Origin of the sequence: Phycicoccus sp. CSK15P-2 (assembly GCF_016888005.1) — a bacterium.
Classification (GTDB): Bacteria; Actinomycetota; Actinomycetes; order Actinomycetales; family Dermatophilaceae; genus Phycicoccus.
Map to the genome: position 1 here is coordinate 48836 of NZ_JAFDVE010000017.1, position 18603 is coordinate 67438.

At 73.3% G+C, this 18603-nt stretch carries 20 protein-coding genes; 6 read left to right on the top strand and 14 right to left on the bottom strand.

Going from position 1 to position 18603, the window contains the following annotated elements; genetic code table 11:
* Nucleotides 1–37: 37 nt before the first annotated feature.
* Nucleotides 38–397: a 50S ribosomal protein L19 gene (gene rplS, locus JQN72_RS10895; RefSeq protein ID WP_204135213.1), complete on the bottom strand. Its 360-nt coding sequence runs from the start codon at nucleotides 395–397 to the stop codon at nucleotides 38–40.
* Between the two features lie 229 nt (nucleotides 398–626).
* Between rplS and JQN72_RS10900 the strand changes: the two genes are divergently transcribed.
* Nucleotides 627–1385: an ABC transporter permease gene (locus JQN72_RS10900; protein ID WP_204135214.1), complete on the top strand. Its 759-nt coding sequence runs from the start codon at nucleotides 627–629 to the stop codon at nucleotides 1383–1385.
* 24 nt (nucleotides 1386–1409) lie between these two features.
* On the opposite strand, the gene trmD is transcribed toward JQN72_RS10900, so the two are convergent.
* From trmD to JQN72_RS10925, 5 genes are all read right to left on the bottom strand, one after another.
* Nucleotides 1410–2627, bottom strand: a complete 1218-nt coding sequence (gene trmD / locus JQN72_RS10905) for a tRNA (guanosine(37)-N1)-methyltransferase TrmD (protein ID WP_204135215.1) — start codon at nucleotides 2625–2627, stop codon at nucleotides 1410–1412.
* A 2-nt stretch (nucleotides 2628–2629) separates the two neighbouring features.
* The gene (gene rimM / locus JQN72_RS10910; protein ID WP_307812622.1) at nucleotides 2630–3205 is read right to left on the bottom strand and encodes a ribosome maturation factor RimM; all 576 of its coding nucleotides are present in this window, start codon (nucleotides 3203–3205) and stop codon (nucleotides 2630–2632) included.
* Between the two features lie 43 nt (nucleotides 3206–3248).
* Nucleotides 3249–3491 (bottom strand): RNA-binding protein, encoded by a 243-nt coding sequence (locus JQN72_RS10915; protein ID WP_204135216.1) that lies wholly within the window; start codon nucleotides 3489–3491, stop codon nucleotides 3249–3251.
* Nucleotides 3492–3493: 2 nt separating this feature from the next.
* A complete protein-coding gene (rpsP, locus tag JQN72_RS10920; protein ID WP_204135217.1) occupies nucleotides 3494–4033 on the bottom strand; it encodes a 30S ribosomal protein S16 in 540 nt (179 codons plus the stop codon).
* 169 nt (nucleotides 4034–4202) lie between these two features.
* On the bottom strand, nucleotides 4203–4676 hold the full coding sequence (locus JQN72_RS10925) for an Rrf2 family transcriptional regulator (protein ID WP_239100500.1): 474 nt from the start codon (nucleotides 4674–4676) through the stop codon (nucleotides 4203–4205).
* Nucleotides 4677–4770: 94 nt separating this feature from the next.
* Between JQN72_RS10925 and JQN72_RS10930 the strand changes: the two genes are divergently transcribed.
* Nucleotides 4771–5703: a sulfite exporter TauE/SafE family protein gene (locus JQN72_RS10930; RefSeq protein WP_204135219.1), complete on the top strand. Its 933-nt coding sequence runs from the start codon at nucleotides 4771–4773 to the stop codon at nucleotides 5701–5703.
* On the opposite strand, the gene JQN72_RS10935 is transcribed toward JQN72_RS10930, so the two are convergent.
* The gene (locus JQN72_RS10935; protein WP_204135220.1) at nucleotides 5693–6775 is read right to left on the bottom strand and encodes an amidohydrolase family protein; all 1083 of its coding nucleotides are present in this window, start codon (nucleotides 6773–6775) and stop codon (nucleotides 5693–5695) included. The genes JQN72_RS10930 and JQN72_RS10935 overlap by 11 nt on opposite strands.
* 109 nt (nucleotides 6776–6884) lie before the next feature.
* On the opposite strand from JQN72_RS10935, the gene JQN72_RS10940 reads away from it, so the two are divergent.
* Entirely contained in the window at nucleotides 6885–7667 is a 783-nt protein-coding gene (locus JQN72_RS10940; RefSeq protein ID WP_204135221.1) for an SDR family NAD(P)-dependent oxidoreductase, read from the top strand.
* 32 nt (nucleotides 7668–7699) lie between these two features.
* Nucleotides 7700–8551, top strand: coding sequence for a helix-turn-helix transcriptional regulator (locus JQN72_RS10945; protein WP_204135222.1), 852 nt, complete (start codon nucleotides 7700–7702; stop codon nucleotides 8549–8551).
* Here JQN72_RS10945 and JQN72_RS10950 read toward each other — a convergent pair.
* Entirely contained in the window at nucleotides 8548–9372 is an 825-nt protein-coding gene (locus JQN72_RS10950) for an alpha/beta fold hydrolase (protein ID WP_204135223.1), read from the bottom strand. The two genes, JQN72_RS10945 and JQN72_RS10950, sit on opposite strands and share 4 nt — an antisense overlap.
* Before the next feature lie 160 nt (nucleotides 9373–9532).
* The gene (gene ffh / locus JQN72_RS10955) at nucleotides 9533–11155 is read right to left on the bottom strand and encodes a signal recognition particle protein (protein ID WP_204135224.1); all 1623 of its coding nucleotides are present in this window, start codon (nucleotides 11153–11155) and stop codon (nucleotides 9533–9535) included.
* Nucleotides 11156–11260: 105 nt separating this feature from the next.
* Here ffh and JQN72_RS10960 point away from each other — a divergent pair, with 105 nt between their 5' ends.
* Nucleotides 11261–11779: a GNAT family N-acetyltransferase gene (locus tag JQN72_RS10960; protein ID WP_204135225.1), complete on the top strand. Its 519-nt coding sequence runs from the start codon at nucleotides 11261–11263 to the stop codon at nucleotides 11777–11779.
* 77 nt (nucleotides 11780–11856) lie between these two features.
* Here the strand turns inward: JQN72_RS10960 and JQN72_RS10965 are convergent, their stop codons facing one another.
* The 3 genes from JQN72_RS10965 to JQN72_RS10975 are packed head-to-tail and all read right to left on the bottom strand — an operon-like array spanning nucleotide 11857 to nucleotide 16004.
* On the bottom strand, nucleotides 11857–14262 hold the full coding sequence (locus tag JQN72_RS10965) for a [protein-PII] uridylyltransferase (protein WP_204135226.1): 2406 nt from the start codon (nucleotides 14260–14262) through the stop codon (nucleotides 11857–11859).
* A gap of 3 nt (nucleotides 14263–14265) precedes the next feature.
* Complete coding sequence (locus JQN72_RS10970; protein ID WP_204135227.1) at nucleotides 14266–14604, bottom strand: P-II family nitrogen regulator; 339 nt, start codon at nucleotides 14602–14604, stop codon at nucleotides 14266–14268.
* Nucleotides 14604–16004, bottom strand: coding sequence for an ammonium transporter (locus JQN72_RS10975; RefSeq protein WP_204135228.1), 1401 nt, complete (start codon nucleotides 16002–16004; stop codon nucleotides 14604–14606). Before JQN72_RS10975 ends, JQN72_RS10970 begins: the two co-directional genes overlap by 1 nt.
* A 147-nt stretch (nucleotides 16005–16151) precedes the next feature.
* On the opposite strand from JQN72_RS10975, the gene JQN72_RS10980 reads away from it, so the two are divergent.
* Nucleotides 16152–16526, top strand: coding sequence for a thiol-disulfide oxidoreductase DCC family protein (locus JQN72_RS10980; protein WP_204135229.1), 375 nt, complete (start codon nucleotides 16152–16154; stop codon nucleotides 16524–16526).
* A gap of 3 nt (nucleotides 16527–16529) precedes the next feature.
* Here the strand turns inward: JQN72_RS10980 and ftsY are convergent, their stop codons facing one another.
* The gene (ftsY, locus tag JQN72_RS10985) at nucleotides 16530–17738 is read right to left on the bottom strand and encodes a signal recognition particle-docking protein FtsY (protein WP_204135230.1); all 1209 of its coding nucleotides are present in this window, start codon (nucleotides 17736–17738) and stop codon (nucleotides 16530–16532) included.
* Nucleotides 17739–17750: 12 nt separating this feature from the next.
* Nucleotides 17751–18521, bottom strand: coding sequence for a helix-turn-helix domain-containing protein (locus JQN72_RS10990; RefSeq protein ID WP_204135231.1), 771 nt, complete (start codon nucleotides 18519–18521; stop codon nucleotides 17751–17753).
* Between the last annotated feature and the right edge of the window lie 82 nt (nucleotides 18522–18603).

Here is an 18603-nt window from a genome sequence, read left to right on the forward strand (position 1 = left end):
CCCGGCCTGTCGACGGCGGCCCGGCGGGTGGTCCGGATCAGGCGTTGGCCGGGGTCTCGCGCTTCTCGCGGATCTTCGCGGCCTTCCCGCGCAGGTCGCGCAGGTAGTAGAGCTTGGCCCGGCGGACGTCACCGCGCGTCACGACCTCGATCTTGTCGATGATCGGGGTGTGCAGCGGGAAGGTCCGCTCGACACCGACGCCGAAGGAGACCTTGCGGACGGTGAAGGTCTCTCCGACGCCACCACCGTGGCGGCGGATGACCACGCCCTGGAAGACCTGGATACGCGAGCGGGTGCCCTCGACGACCTTGACGTGGACCTTGACGGTGTCGCCGGCGCGGAAGTCCGGGACGTCGGTCTTGATCGACGCGCGGTCGAGCTCGTCGAAACGCTGCATGACGAATCGCTTTCTCGCGGGCTGCCACAGGTCATCCGCGGTTCTCGGTACTGCTCTGATGTCGTTCGCGGCGTCGTCACCGGGCCACATGCCTGGGTCGGACCGGAGGTCCGGGCACTCCCCCTGCGGCGGGGGCCGTTCGTCGGCGGGACGCAGCGCTCAAGTCTGCCAGAGGTGGGCCACCCCGGCGAAATCGTGCGGCGTCGGCGGCCGGCCCTATCCTGCCGCCGTGACGATCGACCCCGGGATCCCCGTCGTCCTCGCCGTCCTCCTCCTGCTGGGCGTCACCGTCGGCGGGTACGTCGTCGGCCGGCTGCCGGATCCGGCGTCACCGGCCCTGGCCGCCGCCCGCGCCGTCGGGCAGCTCGGTGTGGCCGCCGTGGTCATCACGGCGGTCGTCCGTTCGCTGCTCCTCTCGGTCCTCCTCCTGTGCGTGATGTTCGGTGTCGCCGTCCTCACGACCACCGGACGGGTGGACGCGCGGGGCGCCTGGCCGTGGGCGACGACGGCGATGCTCGCGGGGCTGCTGCCGGTCGTCGTCGTGGTGCTCGCCACGCGCACCGTCCCCCCGACCGGCCTGGCGCTCATCCCGGTCGTCGGGATCATCGCCGGCAACACGATGAACGGGCACACGCTCGTCTGCCGCCGCGCCTTCTCGGCCCTGCGGGACGAGCACGGACAGTACGAGGCGGCACTCTCCCTCGGCCTGACCCGGGCCCAGGCGGTCGAGGAGATCGTCCACCGCCGCGTGCCGGAGGCGCTCGTCCCTGGGCTGGACCAGGTCCGGACCGCGGGGGTGGTCACCCTGCCGGGCGCCTTCGTCGGGGTCCTGTTGGGTGGCGGGACGCCGGCGCAGGCGGCGGCCGCCCAGGTGCTCGTGCTCGTCGGGATCATGGCCGCACAGACCGTCACGGCCACCGTCGCCGAGCGGCTCATCGGACGGGCCCTGCTCCTGCCCGACGACCTACGGGCAGCCCTGCGGCCCTGACCCCGCACCGAGCCCGGTCGCGAGTCAGCGGCGGCGTCTGGTGAGGTCGACGGTGCCGGGGAAGGTGCCCTCGCCGGGGACGAGCCGGTAACCGGCGCGCTTGTACCGGCGGATGTTCGCCTCACTGACCAGGGCGGTGTTGACCCAGAACGTCGTGACCGACCCGGGTGCGCCGGCCTCGGCGAGGGCGAGCAGGGCTCGGCCCAGCCCACGTCCGCGCAGGTCGGGCGCGACCATGAGCCGCCCCGTCTCCCAGACGGCCGCGTCGCCGGCGCGAACCCGCCCGCGGACCGCCCCGACCAGTCGCCCCGGTGCCGTGCCGGCGGAGGGCAGCCGGGCGACCCACGTCGTCCACTCGGTGAGCCCGCGGGCCACGTCCTCGAGGGACTCGACGTGCGCCGGGATCTCCCAGCTGCGAGCACGCTGGGCCTCGGGCACCCAGCAGGCGAGCTGGAGAACGTGCAGCTCCGGCACGTCGGCGGGCACGGCGGGCCGGACGTCGAGGTCGTCGAGCCCCTCGACACCGGCGGAGGCGGCCGCGAGGTCCGGGCGGCGAGCGACCGTGCGGGCGACGCGCTGCGCGTGCCGCCACCGCTCGATGTCCGTGTGGTTCCCGGAGAGGAGGACCGGAGGTACCTCACGCACCGTGCCGTCGTCGTCCCAGGCTGCGGGGCGGGTGTACACCGGGTACTCGAGCAGGCCGCCCTCGTGCGACTCCTCGAGGAGCGACTCGGCGTTGCCGACGACGCCCGGCAGCAGCCGCGCGACGGCCTCGACCATGGCGAGGACCGCGACCTCGCCACCGTTGAGCACGTAGTCGCCGAGTGAGACGACCGTGACGGGCATCCGCTCCGCGGCGTGCTCGTAGACCCGCTCGTCGATGCCCTCGTAGCGACCACAGGCGAAGGCCAGCCACGGCTCGTCGGCCAGCCGGTGCGCCATCGCCTGGTCGAAGGGGACGCCACCCGGACCGGGGACGAGCAGGTGCGGCACCGGAGCGGCCTCCACGGTCCCCGTGGCCACGACGTGGTCGAGTGCCTCGGCCCACGGCTCGGGCTTCATGACCATCCCCGCGCCGCCACCGAACGGGCTGTCGTCGACCGTGCGGTGGCGGTCGTGGGCGAAACCGCGCAGGTCGTGGACGTGGACGTCGAGCAAGCCGTCACGCCGGGCCCGGCCGATGAGCGACAGCTCCAGCGGCTCGAGGTACTCCGGGAAGATCGTGACGACGTCGAGGCGCACGGTCAGCCCTCGAGGTCGAACAGGCCGTCGGGTGCCTGGAGGACGAGCCCACCGCCGGCGACGTCCACGTCCGGGACGAGGGCGGCGACGAACGGGACGAGCCCTTCGCGGCCGTCGTCGAGGCGCACGACGAGCCGGTCCTGGGCGGCACCGACCTCGAGCCCGGCCACCTCGCCGAGACGCGCGCCGCCGGGGTCGTGGACGACGAGGCCGACGAGGTCCTCCTCGGTGAAGGTGTCGGGGTCGTCCTCGTCGGCGACCGGTGGACCGTCGGCGGAGAGAACGAGCCGGGTGCCGCGCAGCCCCTCGGCGGCGGTGCGGTCCGGCACCTCGGCGAAGGCGACGAGCCAGATGCCACGGTGGACGCGCGTGGAGCGGACGGTCAGCTCGCGGGGCACCCCGGACCCCGGCTCGGCCCGGGTCTCGAGTACGGCGCCGTCGGCGAGCCGCCGCTCGGGCTCGTCGGTGTGCAGCCGCACGGTGACCTCACCGCGCAGACCGTGCGGCTTGCCGATCCGGGCGACGACGGTGCGCTCGCTCACGGGCTCCTCCTCGGGGACGACGACGGCGGGGCGCACCGGGGAGTCTCCTCCCGGCACGCCCCGCCGTGGTGGACGCGGGTCAGCGGACCCGGTCGGTGTCGACGATGTCGATGCGGACCGGGCGGCCACCGGCGAGGGCACCCATGACGGTGCGCAGCGCGCTGGCGGTACGGCCCGAGCGGCCGATGACCCGGCCGAGGTCCTCGGGGTTCACGCGTACCTCGAGGACCTCGCCGCGACGGTTGTCACGGCGCCGGACCTGCACGTCGTCCTTGTGGTCGACGATGCCGGTGACGAGGTGCTCGAGCGCCTCCTCGAGCACGGTCAGGCCTTGTCCTCGCCGGAGGCGGAGTCCGCCGCGTCGGCGTCGGCGTCCGTGGACTCCGCGGCGGCCTCGCCCGAGTCGGTGTCGGCGGCCGGAGCGGCCTCGGCCTGCGGCGCCTCCGCCGGGGCCTCGTCAGCAGCCGGAGCCTGCTCGGCGGGAGTCTCCTCCGCGGCCTTCTTGGCGGTCTTCTTCCGCGGGGTGGTGGCGGCGCCACCGTCGGTGTCCGCGCGGCCCGCGGCGGCGACCGCGGCCTCGTACAGGTCCTTCTTGCTCTGCTTCGGCTCGGCGACCTTGAGGGTGCCGTCCTTGTAGTGCTTGAGGAGCGCGGCGACGGCCTCGGTCGGCTGGGCGCCCTGGCCGACCCAGTAGTCGGCCCGCTCCATGTCGATCTCGATGAGCGAGGGCTCCTGGTTGGGGTCGTACCTGCCGATCTCCTCGATCGCCCGGCCGTCCCGCTTGGTGCGGGAGTCCATGACGACGACGCGGTAGATGGCGGTGCGGATCTTGCCCATCCGCTTCAGACGGATCTTGACGGCCACGTGTGTGGTCTCCGTTCGGTTGTGAGCGCGGCGAGACCGCACGGGTTCATGCGGGGTACCGACACTCGGTGTGTAGGCGTCCGGTCCGGTGCCTCGGAAGACGGCGGGCCCGGACGGGTACAGCCCGCCATTGTGCCAGAGCCCGGCCCGTCGGCCGAATCCACGACCGTCAGCGGTTGGTCCACGCGTCGGGCGCGTCGAGCAGGGGGCGGACGTGCTCCGGCAGCCGGCCCGACAGGACGTCCGCCAGCGTCGTGGCGTCGAGGACGTCGCGCAGCGCGGCCCGGACGGCCACCCACAGGGCGGGGAGGTGCTCGGCGACACCGGTGTAGGCGGTGTCCTGCGGCCGGAGCCCGCGCACCTCCGCGAGAGGGCCGGACACGGCCCGGAACACCTCGCCCACACTGACCTCGGCGGCCGGCCTCGACAGCGTGTAACCGCCGCGCGCTCCGCGGGTGCTCTCGACGAGGCCGGCGGACCGCAGGTCGGCGACGACCGCCTCGAGGAACCTGCGCGGCAGCTCCTGGGCCGTCGCGAGCGCGTCGACGCTCACCGGGCCCCGTTCCTCGTCGGCGGCACGGGCCAACGTGAGCATGGCCCGGACGGCATAGTCGGTGCGGGCGGAGATGTCCACGGGCGCCATCCTGACAGGCCGTCCGAGGGGGCGTGGTTTGCACTCATCTTATTCCTACCCGTACAGTAGAGATTAAATACCTACTAGTTAGATAGGATTTACGATGCGCAGGCTCCTCCTCCTCGCTCTCGTCGGCCTCGGCGCGCAGCTCGTCGACGGCTCGCTCGGGATGGCGTACGGGGTCACCTCGACCACGCTCCTGCTCGCGATCGGCACCAACCCCGCCGCGGCCTCGGCGACGGTCCACCTCGCCGAGATCGGGACGACCCTCGCCTCGGGGGCGTCCCACTGGCGCTTCGGGAACGTCGACTGGCGGGTCGTGCTGCGCATCGGCATCCCCGGTGCGGTCGGGTCCTTCGCCGGTGCCACCTTCCTCGCCGGGCTCGACACGTCGGTTGCGGCGCCGGTCATGTCGCTCGTGCTGCTCACCCTCGGCGTGTACGTCCTCACCCGCTTCACGGTCAAGGGCCTGCGCCGCGACCGGCTCGGGCACCCGCTCCGGCGTCGCTTCCTGGCCCCGCTCGGGCTCTTCGCCGGCTTCGTCGACGCCACCGGTGGGGGTGGCTGGGGGCCGGTCGGCACCCCGGCGCTCCTCGCCAGCGGGCGTATGGAGCCGCGCAAGGTCGTCGGCTCGGTCGACACCTCGGAGTTCCTCGTCTCGCTCGCCGCGAGCCTCGGGTTCCTGCTCGCCCTCGGCACGGCCGGCGTCGACGTCGCCTGGGTGCTGGCTCTCCTCGCCGGCGGGCTCGTCGCGGCACCGGTCGCCGCGTGGCTCGTCCGGCACGTGCCGCCGCGCGTCCTCGGCTCGGCGGTCGGCGGGGTCATCGTCCTCACGAACTCCCGCACCCTGCTCAAGAGCGAGTGGGTGGACGCCGGCGAGGGCACCCGCTGGATCGTCTACGCGATGCTCTACGCGGTGTGGGCCGGGGCCGTCGCGTGGTCGGTACGGGCACATCGCGCCGAGCAGGCCGCCGTGGACGCCGAGCTTGCCGAGCTCGCCGAGCCCGAGGGGACCGGCCGCACCGTCACACGGTGACGCCACGCAGCACGACGGCCCGCGGGTGGGCGAGGACTCCTACGTCCACCCGCGGGTCGGCGGCGTACACGACGAGATCGGCGTCGGCCCCCTCGTCGAGACCCGGGCGGTCGAGCCACGTCCGCGCCGCCCACGTCGCGGCGTCCAGCGCCTCGACCGCCGTGAACCCGCAGCGCGTCAGCCGCTCGACCTCCTCCCCCGCGAGCCCGTGCGGCAGCGAGCCGCCCGCGTCGGTGCCGACGTAGACGGGGATGCCGGCCTCGCGCGCGGCGGCGACGGTCTCGTAGCGGCGGGCGTGGAGGTCGAGCATGTGCCGGTGGTAGTCGGGGAACTTCTCCCGGGCGGGCTCGGCGATCTGGGGGAACGTGTCGATGTTGACGAGCGTCGGCACGATGGCGATGCCCTGGCGGGCGAAGGCGTCGATGCTCTCCGGCACCAGGCCGGTGGCGTGCTCGATGCAGTCGGTGCCGGCCGCCGCGAAGTCATGCAGGCTCTGTTCGCCGAAGCAGTGCGCCGTGACCCGGGCGCCCTCCTCGTGCGCGGCGGCGACGGCCTCGGTGAGGACGTCGACGGGCCAGCACGGCGTGAGGTCGCCCTCCTCGCGGTCGATCCAGTCACCGACGAGCTTGACCCATCCGTCCCCGGCGCGGGCCTCGAGCCGCACCCGTTCGACGAGGTCCTCCGGCTCGACCTCCCAGGCGAAGTTCCGGATGTACCGCTTCGTGCGCGCGATGTGCCGGCCGGCCCGGACGATCCTCGGCAGGTCGGCGCGGTCGTCGACCCAGCGCGTGTCGGAGGGCGAACCGGCGTCCCGGATGAGAAGGGTCCCGGCGTCGCGGTCGGCCGTCGCCTGCGCCTCGGCGGTCTCGGCGTCCGTGGCCCCGGTGGCCACGAGACCGACATGGCAGTGCGCGTCGACCAGGCCGGGCAGCACCCATCCCTCGAGCGTCGTGACGTCGTGGTCGCCGACCGGGCGCTCGTAGGTGACCTGACCACCGACGACCCATGCCTCGGCGCGTTCCTCCTCGCGGCCGACGAGGACGGGACCCGTGAGGTGCAGCACCGATGCCATGGCCCGACCCTAGCGGCGGCGCCGAGCGCAACATCGGGTAGCCGGGGACGACCCGTCCCCGGACGAGGACGGCCTTCATCCGCGGCCGGAGGCGCCGCAGGCTGGAGCCATGACGGAGAACACCAGCACCCAGCACCGGAAGATCGCCCTCGTCACGGGGGCCAACCGAGGACTCGGCCGCGAGGAGGCGCTCGCCCTCGCCGGCGACGGGGTCGACGTCGTCCTCACCTACCGCAGCCACGCGGACGAGGCACGGACCGTCGTCGAGGAGGTCGAGGCCCTCGGGCGTCGCGCCGTCGCGCTCCACCTCGACACCGCGGACCACGAGAGCATCCCCGCCTTCGTCGAGACGCTCCTCTCGACCCTTCGGGAGACCTGGCACCGCACCGACCTCGACATCCTCGTCAACAACGCCGGCCACTCCGGTGACACCGTCCTCGGCGAGATCACCAAGGAACACGTCACCTCGCTGCTCGACGTGCACTTCACCGGGGTCGTCCTGCTCACCGACGCCCTCGTGCCCCACCTCGTCGACGGCGGGCGGATCGTCAACACCTCGAGTGGCCTCGCCCGGTTCAGCACCATGTTCCAGTACGCGGTGTACGGCGCGGCGAAGGGCGCCGTCGAGGTCTGGACCCGCTACCTCGCGGGTGCCCTCGGTCCGCGCCGGATCACCGTCAACGCCGTCGCACCCGGCGCCACGGCCACCGACTTCGGCGGTGGCGGGCTGCGGGACAGCGAGGAGATGCGCGCCGGGCTCGCCCAGGTCATCGCCATGGGGCACGTCGGCCGGCCCGAGGACATCGGGTCCGTCGTCGCCGCAGTCGCCTCGGACCGGATGGGCTGGGTCACCGGCCAGCGCATCGAGGCCTCCGGCGGCATGCTGCTGTGACAGCGGCTCCCCCCGACCGGCAGGATGGACGGGTGACCGGCTCACGTGGCGACCGCGCCCAGCTCGCCGACTTCCTCCGGACCCGCCGGGAGGCACTGCAACCGGAGGACGTCGGCCTGCCGCGCGGAGCCCGCCGCCGCACCGAGGGACTGCGCCGCGAGGAGGTCGCCGCCCTCTCCGGGATGTCCGCCGACTACCTCGGCCGGATGGAGCAGCAGCGCGGCCCGCACCCGAGCGAGCCGATGCTCGCGGCGCTGGCACGCGGTCTACGGCTCAGCCTCGACGAACGCGACCACCTCTTCCGGCTCGGCGGCTTCCCGACGCCGAGCCGGGCCGGTCGCCATCCCCACGTCGACGCCGGGATCATGCGGATCCTGGACCGTCTGACCGACACCCCCGCGATGGTGCTGGGGCCCGCCGGGGAGTGCCTCGCCGTCACGCCGCCCGCCGCGGCGATCTTCGGCGACCGCTCGTCCGACGAGGGCATGCGCGCCAGCGCGGTCTACCGCTGGTTCGCCGAACCCGCTTCCCGTCGGGTCTACCCTCCCGAGGACCGCGACCAGCGTGGCGCCGAGATGGTGGCCGACCTCCGCGCGGCCTACGCCCGACACGGCGACGGGTCGTCGGCCGGCGAGGTCGTGACCGCCCTGGACGCCGAGAGTGCCGAGTTCCGCGAGCTCTGGGCGCGGCACGACGTCCGGCACAAGCACTCGCAACGCAAGCGACTCGTGTCCGAGGTCGGCGTCCTGGACGTCTACTGCACCACGTTGTTCGACGCCGGCCAGAGCCAGTCGCTGCTCGTCTTCACCGCGGCCACCGCCGAGACCGCCGACCGGTTGCGCCTGCTCGGCGTCGTGGGGTCACCGTTCGGTCCGCGGGACTAGCCGGCGTCGGGGCCCGGCAGGGACCCGAGCACGCGTCGCAGGGTCTCGACGACGACGCCCGGGGCGTCGGTGTGCACCCAGTGCGCCGCGCCGTTGACCCGCACGAGACGGGTGCGCGGGAACAGCGCGCGCATGGCCGGGACGTCCTCGTCGCGGACGTACTCCGACTCACCTCCCGCGAGCCAGACGACCGGCCCGTCCCACGTGGCGTCGCCGAGATCGGGGAAGCCCGCGATGCGCGAGCCACTCCCACGGTCCGCGTCCGCGGCGACGAGGTCGAGGTTGACCTGCCAGGACCACTCGCTGCCGTGCCGGCGCAGGTTCTGCAGGAGGAACGCCTTGACCCCGGGGTCCGGCTCGTCGAACCGCTCCTCGGCGTCGGCACGGGTCGTCAGCTCGTCGAGCGGCAGGCGGAGCATCTCGTCGATGTAGCCGGTGAACCGGTCGAGGCTGCCGTACCCCGTGGGCGCGATGTCGACGACGACGAGGCTCGCGACGACATCCGGGTACGTCAGGGCCAGGACCATCGCGACCTTGCCGCCGAGGCTGTGCCCGACCACGACCCACGGCTCCCCCGGCGCCTGTGCCTCGAGCGTCGCGGCCACGGCATCGGCGTACCCGCGGTAGGAGAGCTCGTCCGACCACGGGGAGCGCCCGTGGTCGGGCAGGTCGACGAGCAGGCACCGGGCAGCGGCACCGTCGGGGCCGGCGATCGCCTTGGCGATCTGCGCCCAGTTGCGGCCCTGCCCGAACAGCCCGTGCAGGAACGCGACCCGCGGCCCGTCCGTGCCGACCGAGAGAGTGTTCAGCGGCTCGCTCACGCGCCCCGTCCCCACGCGCAGGCGGCCAGCCAGGCCACGCCTCGCCGGGCGGGATACACCGAGCCGTGCGACGCGATCGGCGCCCTGCAGCACGGGACCTCGCGGCGGGCCCGGATGTATCCGGCCCGTCCGGCTGCCGGCATCAGAAGCGCCGAGGCGCTCACTTGCCCAGGAACTTCTCGAAGCCCTTCGGCAGCTGCGCCGGGTCGAGCTGGGAGGGGTCGAGATCGCCGAGGCCACCGGCGCCTCCCGCGCCGCCGAAGCTCGACCCGGAGGCGGGGGCCTGGGATGCCCGCTCGCGAGCGGCACGCTCCTCGGCCGCGCGCTTCGCCGGGTTGCCGGACTTGGACTTCTTGCGCTGCTGCTGCTTGCCGCCGCCACGCTTGCCCGGCCCGGAGCCCGGCCCGGGCATCCCTGGCATGCCGGGGATGCCGCCACCCTTGGCGAGCTGCTTCATCATCTTCTGCGCGTCACCGAAACGCTCGAGGAGCTGGTTGACCTCGGAGGTCGTGACCCCGGATCCCTTCGCGATACGGGCCCGCCGCGAGCCGTTGATCTGCTTGGGGTGGTTCCGCTCGAACGGGGTCATCGAGCGGACCATGGCCTCGACGCGGTCGAACTCGCGCTCGTCGAAGGCGTCGAGCTGGGCGCGCATCTGACCCATCCCGGGCATCATCCCGAGCAGCTGCTTGAGCGAGCCCATCTTCTTGATGGCCGCCATCTGCTCGAGGAAGTCGTCGAAGGTGAAGTCCTCGGCCGCGAGGAACTTGCGTTCCATCTCGGCGGCCTGGGCGCGGTCGAAGGCGCGCTCGGCCTGCTCGATGAGGGTGAGGACGTCACCCATGTCGAGGATGCGCGACGCCATCCGGTCGGGGTGGAAGACCTCGAAGTCCTTCACGTTCTCGCCGGTGGACGCGAACATGATCGGCCGGCCGGTGACCTCGGCGACCGACAGCGCCGCGCCGCCGCGGGCGTCGCCGTCGAGCTTGGAGAGGACGACGCCGGTGAGGCCGACGCCCTCGAGGAACGCCTCGGCGGTCTCGACGGCCGCCTGGCCGATCATCGCGTCGATGACGAAGAGCACCTCGTCCGGCTCGATCGCGCTGCGGATGTCGGCGGCCTGCTGCATGAGGCCCTCGTCGACCGCGAGCCGTCCGGCGGTGTCGACGATGACGACGTCGTGCTGCCTGGCCCGCGCTTCCGCGATACCGGCGCGGGAGACCGCGACCGGGTCCCCGTGCGAACGGGTGCCTTCGATGTCCCCGCCGACGACGTCGTGGCCGGCCATGTTGCCGCGCTCGGGCGCGAAGACCGGGACGCCGGCGCGCTCGCCGACGACCTCGAGCTGGGTGACGGCGTTGGGGCGCTGGAGGTCGGCCGCGACGAGCAGCGGGGTGTGGCCCTGCTCCTTGAGCCAGTACCCGAGCTTGCCCGCGAGCGTGGTCTTGCCGGACCCCTGGAGGCCGGCGAGCATGACGACGGTCGGGGGCTGCTTGGCGAAGCGGATACCGCGCGTCTCACCACCGAGGATGGCGACGAGCTCGTCGTTGACGATCTTGACGACCTGCTGAGCCGGGTTGAGCGCCTCGCTGACCTCGGCCCCGAGCGCCCGCTCGCGGACGTTCGCCGTGAAGGTCTTGACCACCGGGAGCGCGACGTCGGCGTCGAGCAGCGCGAGCCGGATGTCGCGGACCGTCTTGTTGACGTCGGACTCGCTGAGGCGGCCCTTGGTCCGCAGGTTGCGGAAGGTCTCGGTCAGGCGGTCGGACAGGCTCGTGAACACCGGTCAACCCTAACGGCTGCGCCGGGCCGCCCCGGACGGATGGCGCCACTGCCGACCCGCAAACCCGTTGAGCGCCGCGTGGCCGCTCCGCCATGCTGTCGGACCATGCCGACCAAGCCGAGCGCCCCGACCGCACCACTCGTCCGCGCCGTCGAGGAGCACGACCACGAGGCCGTCCACGCCATCCTCACGAGCCGGTCCGTCATCGCGGGGACGATGCGCCTGCCGTACGCGGCCCTCCACACGACCAAGGAGCGGCTCTCTCCCGACCCCGGCGTACACCGTCTCGTCGCCGAGGTCGACGGGACGGTGGCCGGCTTCGCCGAGCTCATCACCTCGCCGGGCCACCCGCGCGCGGCCCACGTCGGCGACCTCAACATGCTGTGCGTGCATCCCGACCACGAGGGTCGCGGCGTCGGGCGGGCCCTGCTCGACGCCGTCCTCGAGCTCGCCGACGACTGGCTGAGCCTCACCCGGCTCTCCCTCGTCGTCTTCGCGGACAACCCGCGCGCGGCCCGGCTCTACGAGCGCTACGGCTTCGAGCACGAGGGCGTCATGCGCCGGCTCAACCGCAGTCGCGGCACCGACGTCGACGGGCTGATGATGGCCCGGCTGCGGGACTGACCAGCGGCCCGTTCCAGGACGTCGGTGGCGGGCCCTCCGCAGGGCGACACACCGGACGCCGTCTCCCCCGGTGGGTCTCAGGAGGGGTTGACGCCGTCGCAGGTGTCGATGACGATGCTCACCGCCTGGGCCACCTTCGCCGGCGGCAGCGGCATCCCGTCGGCCCCGGTGAGGTAGAAGGTGTCGAGGGTCTGCCCGGCGTAGGTGGCGATGTGCGCCGAGCGCACCGACACCCCGGCTCCCGCGAGCGCGGCCCCGAGCTCGTGGAGCAGCCCCGGACGGTCCTGGGCGCGTACCTCGAGGACGGTCGCCTCGGCGCTGGCCCCCGGCACGACGAGCGCACGGGCCTGACCCGGCGACCCGATCCCGGAGGTGGCCGACGGCCGCGGCAGGTGGGCTCGGCGCCGGTCGAGGGTCTGCAGCGGTCCGCGGTCGCCCCGCGCGAGCCGGGCCAGACCACGGACGATGCGCTCGGGGTCGGGCACCGCACCGCTCGGGGACTCGACGTGCCACTCGTCGATGGCCACGCCGTCGACGGTCCGCAGGATGGCGGTCCGGACGGTGTGGCCCTCGGCGGCCAGCAGCCCGGCGGTGTCCGCGAAGAGACCCACCCGGTCCTGGTCCACGATGTCGAGGCGGTGCGAACCTCCGCCCGACACGACGGTCACGACCGGCTGACCGGCACGGACCGACTCGACGATCGCCGGGTCGAGGGTCGGCGCGGCCCAGGTGCTCTCGGTCGCGGCGCCGGCGACCGGCCGGGCCGCCGGCCGCGGCGCGTCGAGCCTGGCCCGTACCGCGACGGCCAGCTGCTCCAGGAGCGTCGCCCGCCAGTCCGTCCAGGCCATCGGCCCCGCGGCGGAGGCGTCGGCCTCGGTGAGCGCGAGCAGGATCTCGAAGACCTCGCGGTTCCCGCCGACGGCCTCGACCGCGGCGTCGACCGTCGCGGGGTCCTGGTGGTCGCGGCGGGTGGCGAGCTCGATGAGGGTGAGGTGCTCGCGCACGAGTGTCGTGAGCGTGTCGACATCGCGGTCCGGGAAGCCCCAACGGGCGACGACCGTCCGGGCGATGTCGGCCCCGGTGACGGAGTGGTCGTGGGAGCCACGGACCTTCCCGATGTCGTGCAGCAGCGCCGAGGCGAGCAGGAGGTCGGGGCGGGAGGTCCTGCGGACGAGGCCGGCCGCCCGGACGACGGTCTCGACGAGGTGCCGGTCGACGGTGTGCCGGTGCACGGCGCTGCGCTGCGGACGGGATCGCACGGCTGTCCACTCGGGCAGCCACTGCTCGACGAGGCCGACCTGGTCCAGGCCCTCCCACACGGTGACGAGTCCCGGGCCGGAGGCCAGGAGGTCACCGAGGAGGTCCCGGAAGGGTTCTGGCCACGGGGTCGGGATGGGCCGGGCTCCCGCGGCGAGGTTCTCGAGGGTCGTCGGCGAGATCGGCAGGCCCGCGCGAGCCGCGACGACCCCGGCACGCATGGCCATCCCCTCGTCGCTCTCGGCGAGCCTCGGCGTGCCGAGGACGACCTCGCCGTCGCTCGAGAACAGACCGTGGCCGAGCGGGGTCATCTGCGGGCGGCGCGGACCGACCCGCAGGGTGCGCGCCCGCTGGGACTGGCCGGCCCGGCGCACGGTGCCGTCCAGGGCGTAGGCGATGGTCCGGCCGGCACCGGAGACGGCCGTGAGCAGCTCGTCGCCGTCCGGGTGACCGAGCAACGCGGCGACGGCGTCGTGGTCCTCGCGACCGAGGCGGTCGCGGCCACGGCCGGTGACGACGTGGACGGCGTCCCGGACGTCGAGCAGCAGCGCGTGGGCTGCGTCCACACCCCCGTGCGGCCGGTCGGCCAGCCAGGCCTCGGCGAGAGCACGCAGGACGGTCATGTCCCGCAGACCCCCGTGGGCCTCCTTGAGCTCGGGTTCGATGGACTGCGCGAGGTCACCCTGGCGGGCGTGCCGGGAGGACAGGGCCTCGACGAGCTGGGGAAGCCGCTTGCGCGCGTTGCCCCGCCAGTCGTGGGCGACGGTGGAACGAGCCGCGGCGACGAGCTCGGCGTCCCCCGCGATCGGCGCGAGGTCGAGCAGGCCGACGGCGGCGGTGAGGTCCTCGGCGGCGACCTGCCGGCACTGCGTCACGGTGCGGACGCTGTGGTCGAGACGCACTCCGGCGTCCCAGATCGGGTACCAGATGCGCTCGGCGAGCGCGGTGATCTCCTTCGTCGGGAGCGAGCGGTCGGAGTGCAGCAGAACGAGGTCGTAGTCACTGAGCGGGCCCGCGTCGGCCCGTCCGAGGCTGCCGACGGCGGCCAGGGCGACCCCCTCGGGGCGGACCCCACCGATCGCGGTCCGCCACACCTCGGCGAGCCACTGCCGGTTGAAGGTCGCCAACGCCTCCCGGCGCGCCGGGCCGGCACCCGCGACGGCGAAGTCGCGAGTGCCGGCCAGGTCGAGCCTCCGGGAGCCGATGTCGCTCGAGGAGGGCGTCATCGGTCAGATCGCCTCGACCCCACGCTCCCCGGTGCGGACCCGGGCGATCTCCTCGACGGGGATGACCCAGACCTTGCCGTCACCGATCCGGCCGGTCTGCGCGGCCTTGAGGATGACGTCGAGGACCGAGCTGGAGTCCATGTCGTCGACGAGGATCTCGAGGCGGGTCTTCGGGACGAAGTCGACGGTGTACTCGGCACCGCGGTAGACCTCGCTGTGGCCGCGCTGTCGGCCGTATCCCTGTGCCTCGCTGATCGTCATGCCCTGGATGCCGAAGGCCTCCAGGGCCTCCTTCACCTCGTCGAGCTGGTGCGGCTTGATGATGGCGGTGACGAGCTTCATCACTTGGCTCCTTCGAGGTCGTGGGTGTCCTCCGGCGCACGCGCCCCGGCGGTGCCGGCGGCGCCGCCGATACGACCACCCCGAGCGGTGAGCTCGTAGGCGGACTCGGCGTGCTCGGCCTGGTCGATGCCGGCGACCTCGACGTCCTCGGGGATCCGCCAGCCCATGGTGACCTTGAGGGCCATTCCGATGACGAGGGTCATGACACCGGTGAAGAGGACCGTGGCGAGAGCGACGAGGATCTGGACGACGGTCTGGTCCACACCGCCACCGTAGAAGAGACCGCCGTCGGTCGCGAGGAGACCGGCGCCGATGGTGCCCCAGAGGCCGGCGACGAGGTGGACGCCGACGACGTCGAGCGAGTCGTCGTAGCCGAACTTGTACTTCAGGCCCACGGCCAGCGCGGCGAAGACTCCGGCGAAGACACCGAGGGCGATCGAGCCGACGGGCGAGAGGTTGCCACAGGCCGGGGTGATGGCGACGAGACCGGCGACGACACCGGACGCGGCGCCGACCGAGGTGGCGTGCCCGTCGCGCACCTTCTCGACGAGGAGCCAGCCGAGCATCGCGGCGGCGGTGGCGACGGTCGTGTTGACCCACACCAGCGCGGTGGTCTCGTCGGCCGCGAGCTCCGAGCCCGCGTTGAAGCCGAACCAGCCGAACCACAGCAGGCCGGCGCCGATCATGACCAGCGGCACGTTGTGCGGCCGCATCGGGACCTTCTTGAAGCCGACCCGGCTGCCGACGACCAGCGCCAGGACCAGACCCGCCATACCGGCGTTGATGTGGACCACGGTGCCGCCGGCGAAGTCGATCGGGGCCACGTTGGCCTCACCGTCGGTGCTGCCGAGGACCCAGCCCGAGATGCTCTCGCCGGCACCACCGAGGATGCCGCCACCCCACACCATGTGGGCGATCGGGAAGTAGACCAGGGTGGCCCAGATCGGGGCGAAGACCAGCCAGGTCGAGAACTTCACGCGGTCGGCGATCGCGCCGCTGATCAGCGCGACGGTGATCACGGCGAAGGTCAGCTGGAAGCCGACGAACGCGAGCTCGGGGATGTTGCCGTAGCCCTCGTAGCCGAAGCTGTTGTAGAGCGGCTCCATGTTGGCCAGACCGAACTTCTCGAACGGGTTGGCGAAGAGGCCGGCGACGTTCTGGGTGCCGAACGACATCGAGTAGCCCCAGAGGACGTACACGACGGCGATGATGCCCATCGCACCGAACGACATCATCATCATGTTGAGGATGGACTTCGCCCGGGTGAGACCGCCGTAGAAGAGGGCGAGACCCGGGGTGGTCATCAGGAGGACAAGGGACGCGCAGAGGATGACGAAGCCGGTCGACGCGTAGTCGAGGGTCTCGGCCGCCTCTGCCATGGGGGCGAGTGTCGTGCTCATGGCGCAGTACTGTCGGCCACCGCCGTTTCACGGCCTGCCGTGTCGTGTTACGGGCGTGTTTCGGAAACGGCGTGAGTGTAAGCATCGGGTTTCGCGTGCGGCGAGGTCCCGGATCGTGAGACCGGGCGTCCGTGCGACGATCCTGGTGTGAGCGTCCGCCGGCCCGTGCTCGTCTTCGACGGCGACTGCGCGTTCTGCACGACCTCCGCGGACGCCCTGCGCCGGCTGCGCCGTTCCCCCGCCGACTTCGGCGTCGAGCCCTGGCAGCATCTCGACCTCACGTCACTCGGCCTCAGCGAGGACGCGTGCGCCGAGGCGGTGCAGTGGGTCGCGGCGGACGGCCGCGTGTCGGGGGCCGAGCGCGCCGTCGCGCGGTCGCTGCTCGCCTCCAGAGCCTGGGTGCGCCCGGTGGGCGCGCTGCTGCTCGCACCCGGGGTGCGGCCGCTCGCCGGTGCCGTCTACCGGTGGGTCGCGCGCAACCGGCACCGGCTCCCTGGAGGCACGCCGGCCTGCTCCCTGTAGCGGCTACTCGACGATCGCGTCGACGAACGCCTCGGCGTCGAAGGGTGCGAGGTCGTCCGGGCCCTCGCCGAGACCGACGAGCTTGACCGGCACGCCGAGCGCTCGCTGCACCGCGACGACGATGCCGCCCTTGGCGGTGCCGTCGAGCTTGGTGAGCACGATGCCGGTGATCCCGACGACCTCCGAGAAGACCTCGGCCTGCTTCATCCCGTTCTGGCCGGTGGTGGCGTCGAGCACGAGCAGCACCTCGTCGACCGGGCTCTGCTTCTCGATGACGCGCTTGACCTTGCCGAGCTCGTCCATGAGGCCGGCCTTGTTCTGCAGCCGACCCGCAGTGTCGACGACGACGACGTCGGCCTCCATCTCGGCGGCCGCCTTGACGGCGTCGAACGCCACCGACGCCGGGTCGGCGCCCTCGCGGTCGGACCGGATGGTCGGCACGCCGACGCGCCCGCCCCAGGTCTCGAGCTGGTCGGCGGCCGCGGCCCGGAAGGTGTCCGCCGCGCCGAGGACGACGTCCTTGTCCTCGGCGACGAGCACCCGGGCGAGCTTGCCGACCGTCGTCGTCTTCCCCGTGCCGTTGACCCCGACGACGAGGACGCAGGCCGGCCGGCCGTCGACCCGCGCGTCGGCGAGCGAGCGGTCCATCGTCGGGTCGACGAGAGCCAGCAGCTCCTCGCGCAGCCAGCCACGGACGACCGCCTCGTCCGTCGTGCCCTCGACCGCGACCCTGGTCCGCAGGCCCTCGACGAGCTCGGTCGTCGCTGCGACGCCGAGGTCCGCGGCGAGCAGGGTGTCCTCGACCTCCTCCCAGGCGGCGTCGTCGAGCGACCCTCCCGACAGGAGGGCCAGCAGACCCTTGCCGAGCGCGGAGTTGGAGCGCGCGAGGCGGGACCGGAGGCGACGCAGCCGACCGGCCGGCTCCTCCGGGGTCTCGACGGCCGGGACGGGCTCCGGCTCCGGGACGGGCACGGGAGCGGGTGGGGCCTCGGTGTCGTCGACGACCTCGCCGGGATGCTCGATCGTGCCGATCGCACCGTCCGGCGCGAGGTCGGCGTCGGCCGCGCCGGGGGTCCCGGGGCCCTCGGTGCCGGGGACGTCGAGGTCACGCTCGGCGCCGCCACGCCCCCGGAGCAGCCCGGCGACCACACCGCCGACGACGAGGAGGACGGCGAGGGCGATGCCGGCATAGGTCCACAGGGAGTCGGTCACCCGGTCATCCTGTCAAGTGTCGGACGGTGCGCCCAACCCGCGGTCCGACTCGGTGGACGCGAGCCGCCACGCGGCGGCGAACCGGGAGCGTGCGCCGACCGACTCCAGCACGGCGGCGATGTCGGTCCGCACGGTCCGGACGCTCACCCGCAGGGCCGCCGCGACGCGCTCGTCCGTCCAGCCCTCGCGGAGCAGCCTGACGACCACCTGCTGGCGCTCGGTGAGTACGCCGGCGGCCGGGTCCGCAGCGGGGACCGGGTCCGAGGTCACCATGACCGCCGCCCAGTACCGCACCGCCAGCTCGACCGTCGCCGGGCGCTGGACCACCATGACGCAGGTGTCCGGGCCGGGCCCCTCGAGCATGACCGAGCGGTGGTCGATGACCTTCATCTGGACCGGTGCGTCGGCGAGCACGTACCGGCCCTTGGTCTCGCCGGCGAGCAGGCCGAGCGCGGCGTCCGACGTGCCGAGCCGGTCGAAGACGCTCGTCATCGTCAGGCCCTTGTCCACGAGGCGCCGGTTGTTGGGAAGGCTGTACTCGAGCTCGGGCGCCACCGTCCGGGGGCGGATCGAGAGGAGGTGGCGCCAGGACCCCGACTCACGGCGCAGGTGTTCGTTGAGCAGCGGGCCACCGGAGACGACACGGATGTCCACCGGAGGCCGGCTCCGCTCGAGCTCGGCGAGGAGGGACCGCCGGTGCAGCTGCAGCGCGGCGGCGGCGTCGAGGACCGCCTGCCAGCCGGCCTGGCCCCCACGCCGTTGCACCCCCGTTCCCCCGGGCATGACGCCCATCGTGCAGGAACCTGCAGCGCACGTGCAAGTGGGTGTCCGGCACGCGAGGCTCGGGAGGTCGGCACACCGCCCC

Excerpts from the sequence above, each read along its gene's own strand:
- JQN72_RS10965 (WP_204135226.1), bottom strand. The coding sequence starts at position 14,262 with ATGACGCCCTCCTCGAGCGACATCGGCTCCCGGAGGCTCGACCTGGCC.
- JQN72_RS10990 (WP_204135231.1), bottom strand. The coding sequence starts at position 18,521 with ATGCCCGGGGGAACGGGGGTGCAACGGCGTGGGGGCCAGGCCGGCTGG.
- rplS (WP_204135213.1), bottom strand. The coding sequence starts at position 397 with ATGCAGCGTTTCGACGAGCTCGACCGCGCGTCGATCAAGACCGACGTC.
- JQN72_RS10975 (WP_204135228.1), bottom strand. The coding sequence starts at position 16,004 with ATGAGCACGACACTCGCCCCCATGGCAGAGGCGGCCGAGACCCTCGAC.
- JQN72_RS10960 (WP_204135225.1), top strand. The coding sequence starts at position 11,261 with ATGCCGACCAAGCCGAGCGCCCCGACCGCACCACTCGTCCGCGCCGTC.
- JQN72_RS10970 (WP_204135227.1), bottom strand. The coding sequence starts at position 14,604 with ATGAAGCTCGTCACCGCCATCATCAAGCCGCACCAGCTCGACGAGGTG.
- JQN72_RS10925 (WP_239100500.1), bottom strand. The coding sequence starts at position 4,676 with ATGGCGCCCGTGGACATCTCCGCCCGCACCGACTATGCCGTCCGGGCC.
- JQN72_RS10930 (WP_204135219.1), top strand. The coding sequence starts at position 4,771 with ATGCGCAGGCTCCTCCTCCTCGCTCTCGTCGGCCTCGGCGCGCAGCTC.
- JQN72_RS10935 (WP_204135220.1), bottom strand. The coding sequence starts at position 6,775 with ATGGCATCGGTGCTGCACCTCACGGGTCCCGTCCTCGTCGGCCGCGAG.
- JQN72_RS10940 (WP_204135221.1), top strand. The coding sequence starts at position 6,885 with ATGACGGAGAACACCAGCACCCAGCACCGGAAGATCGCCCTCGTCACG.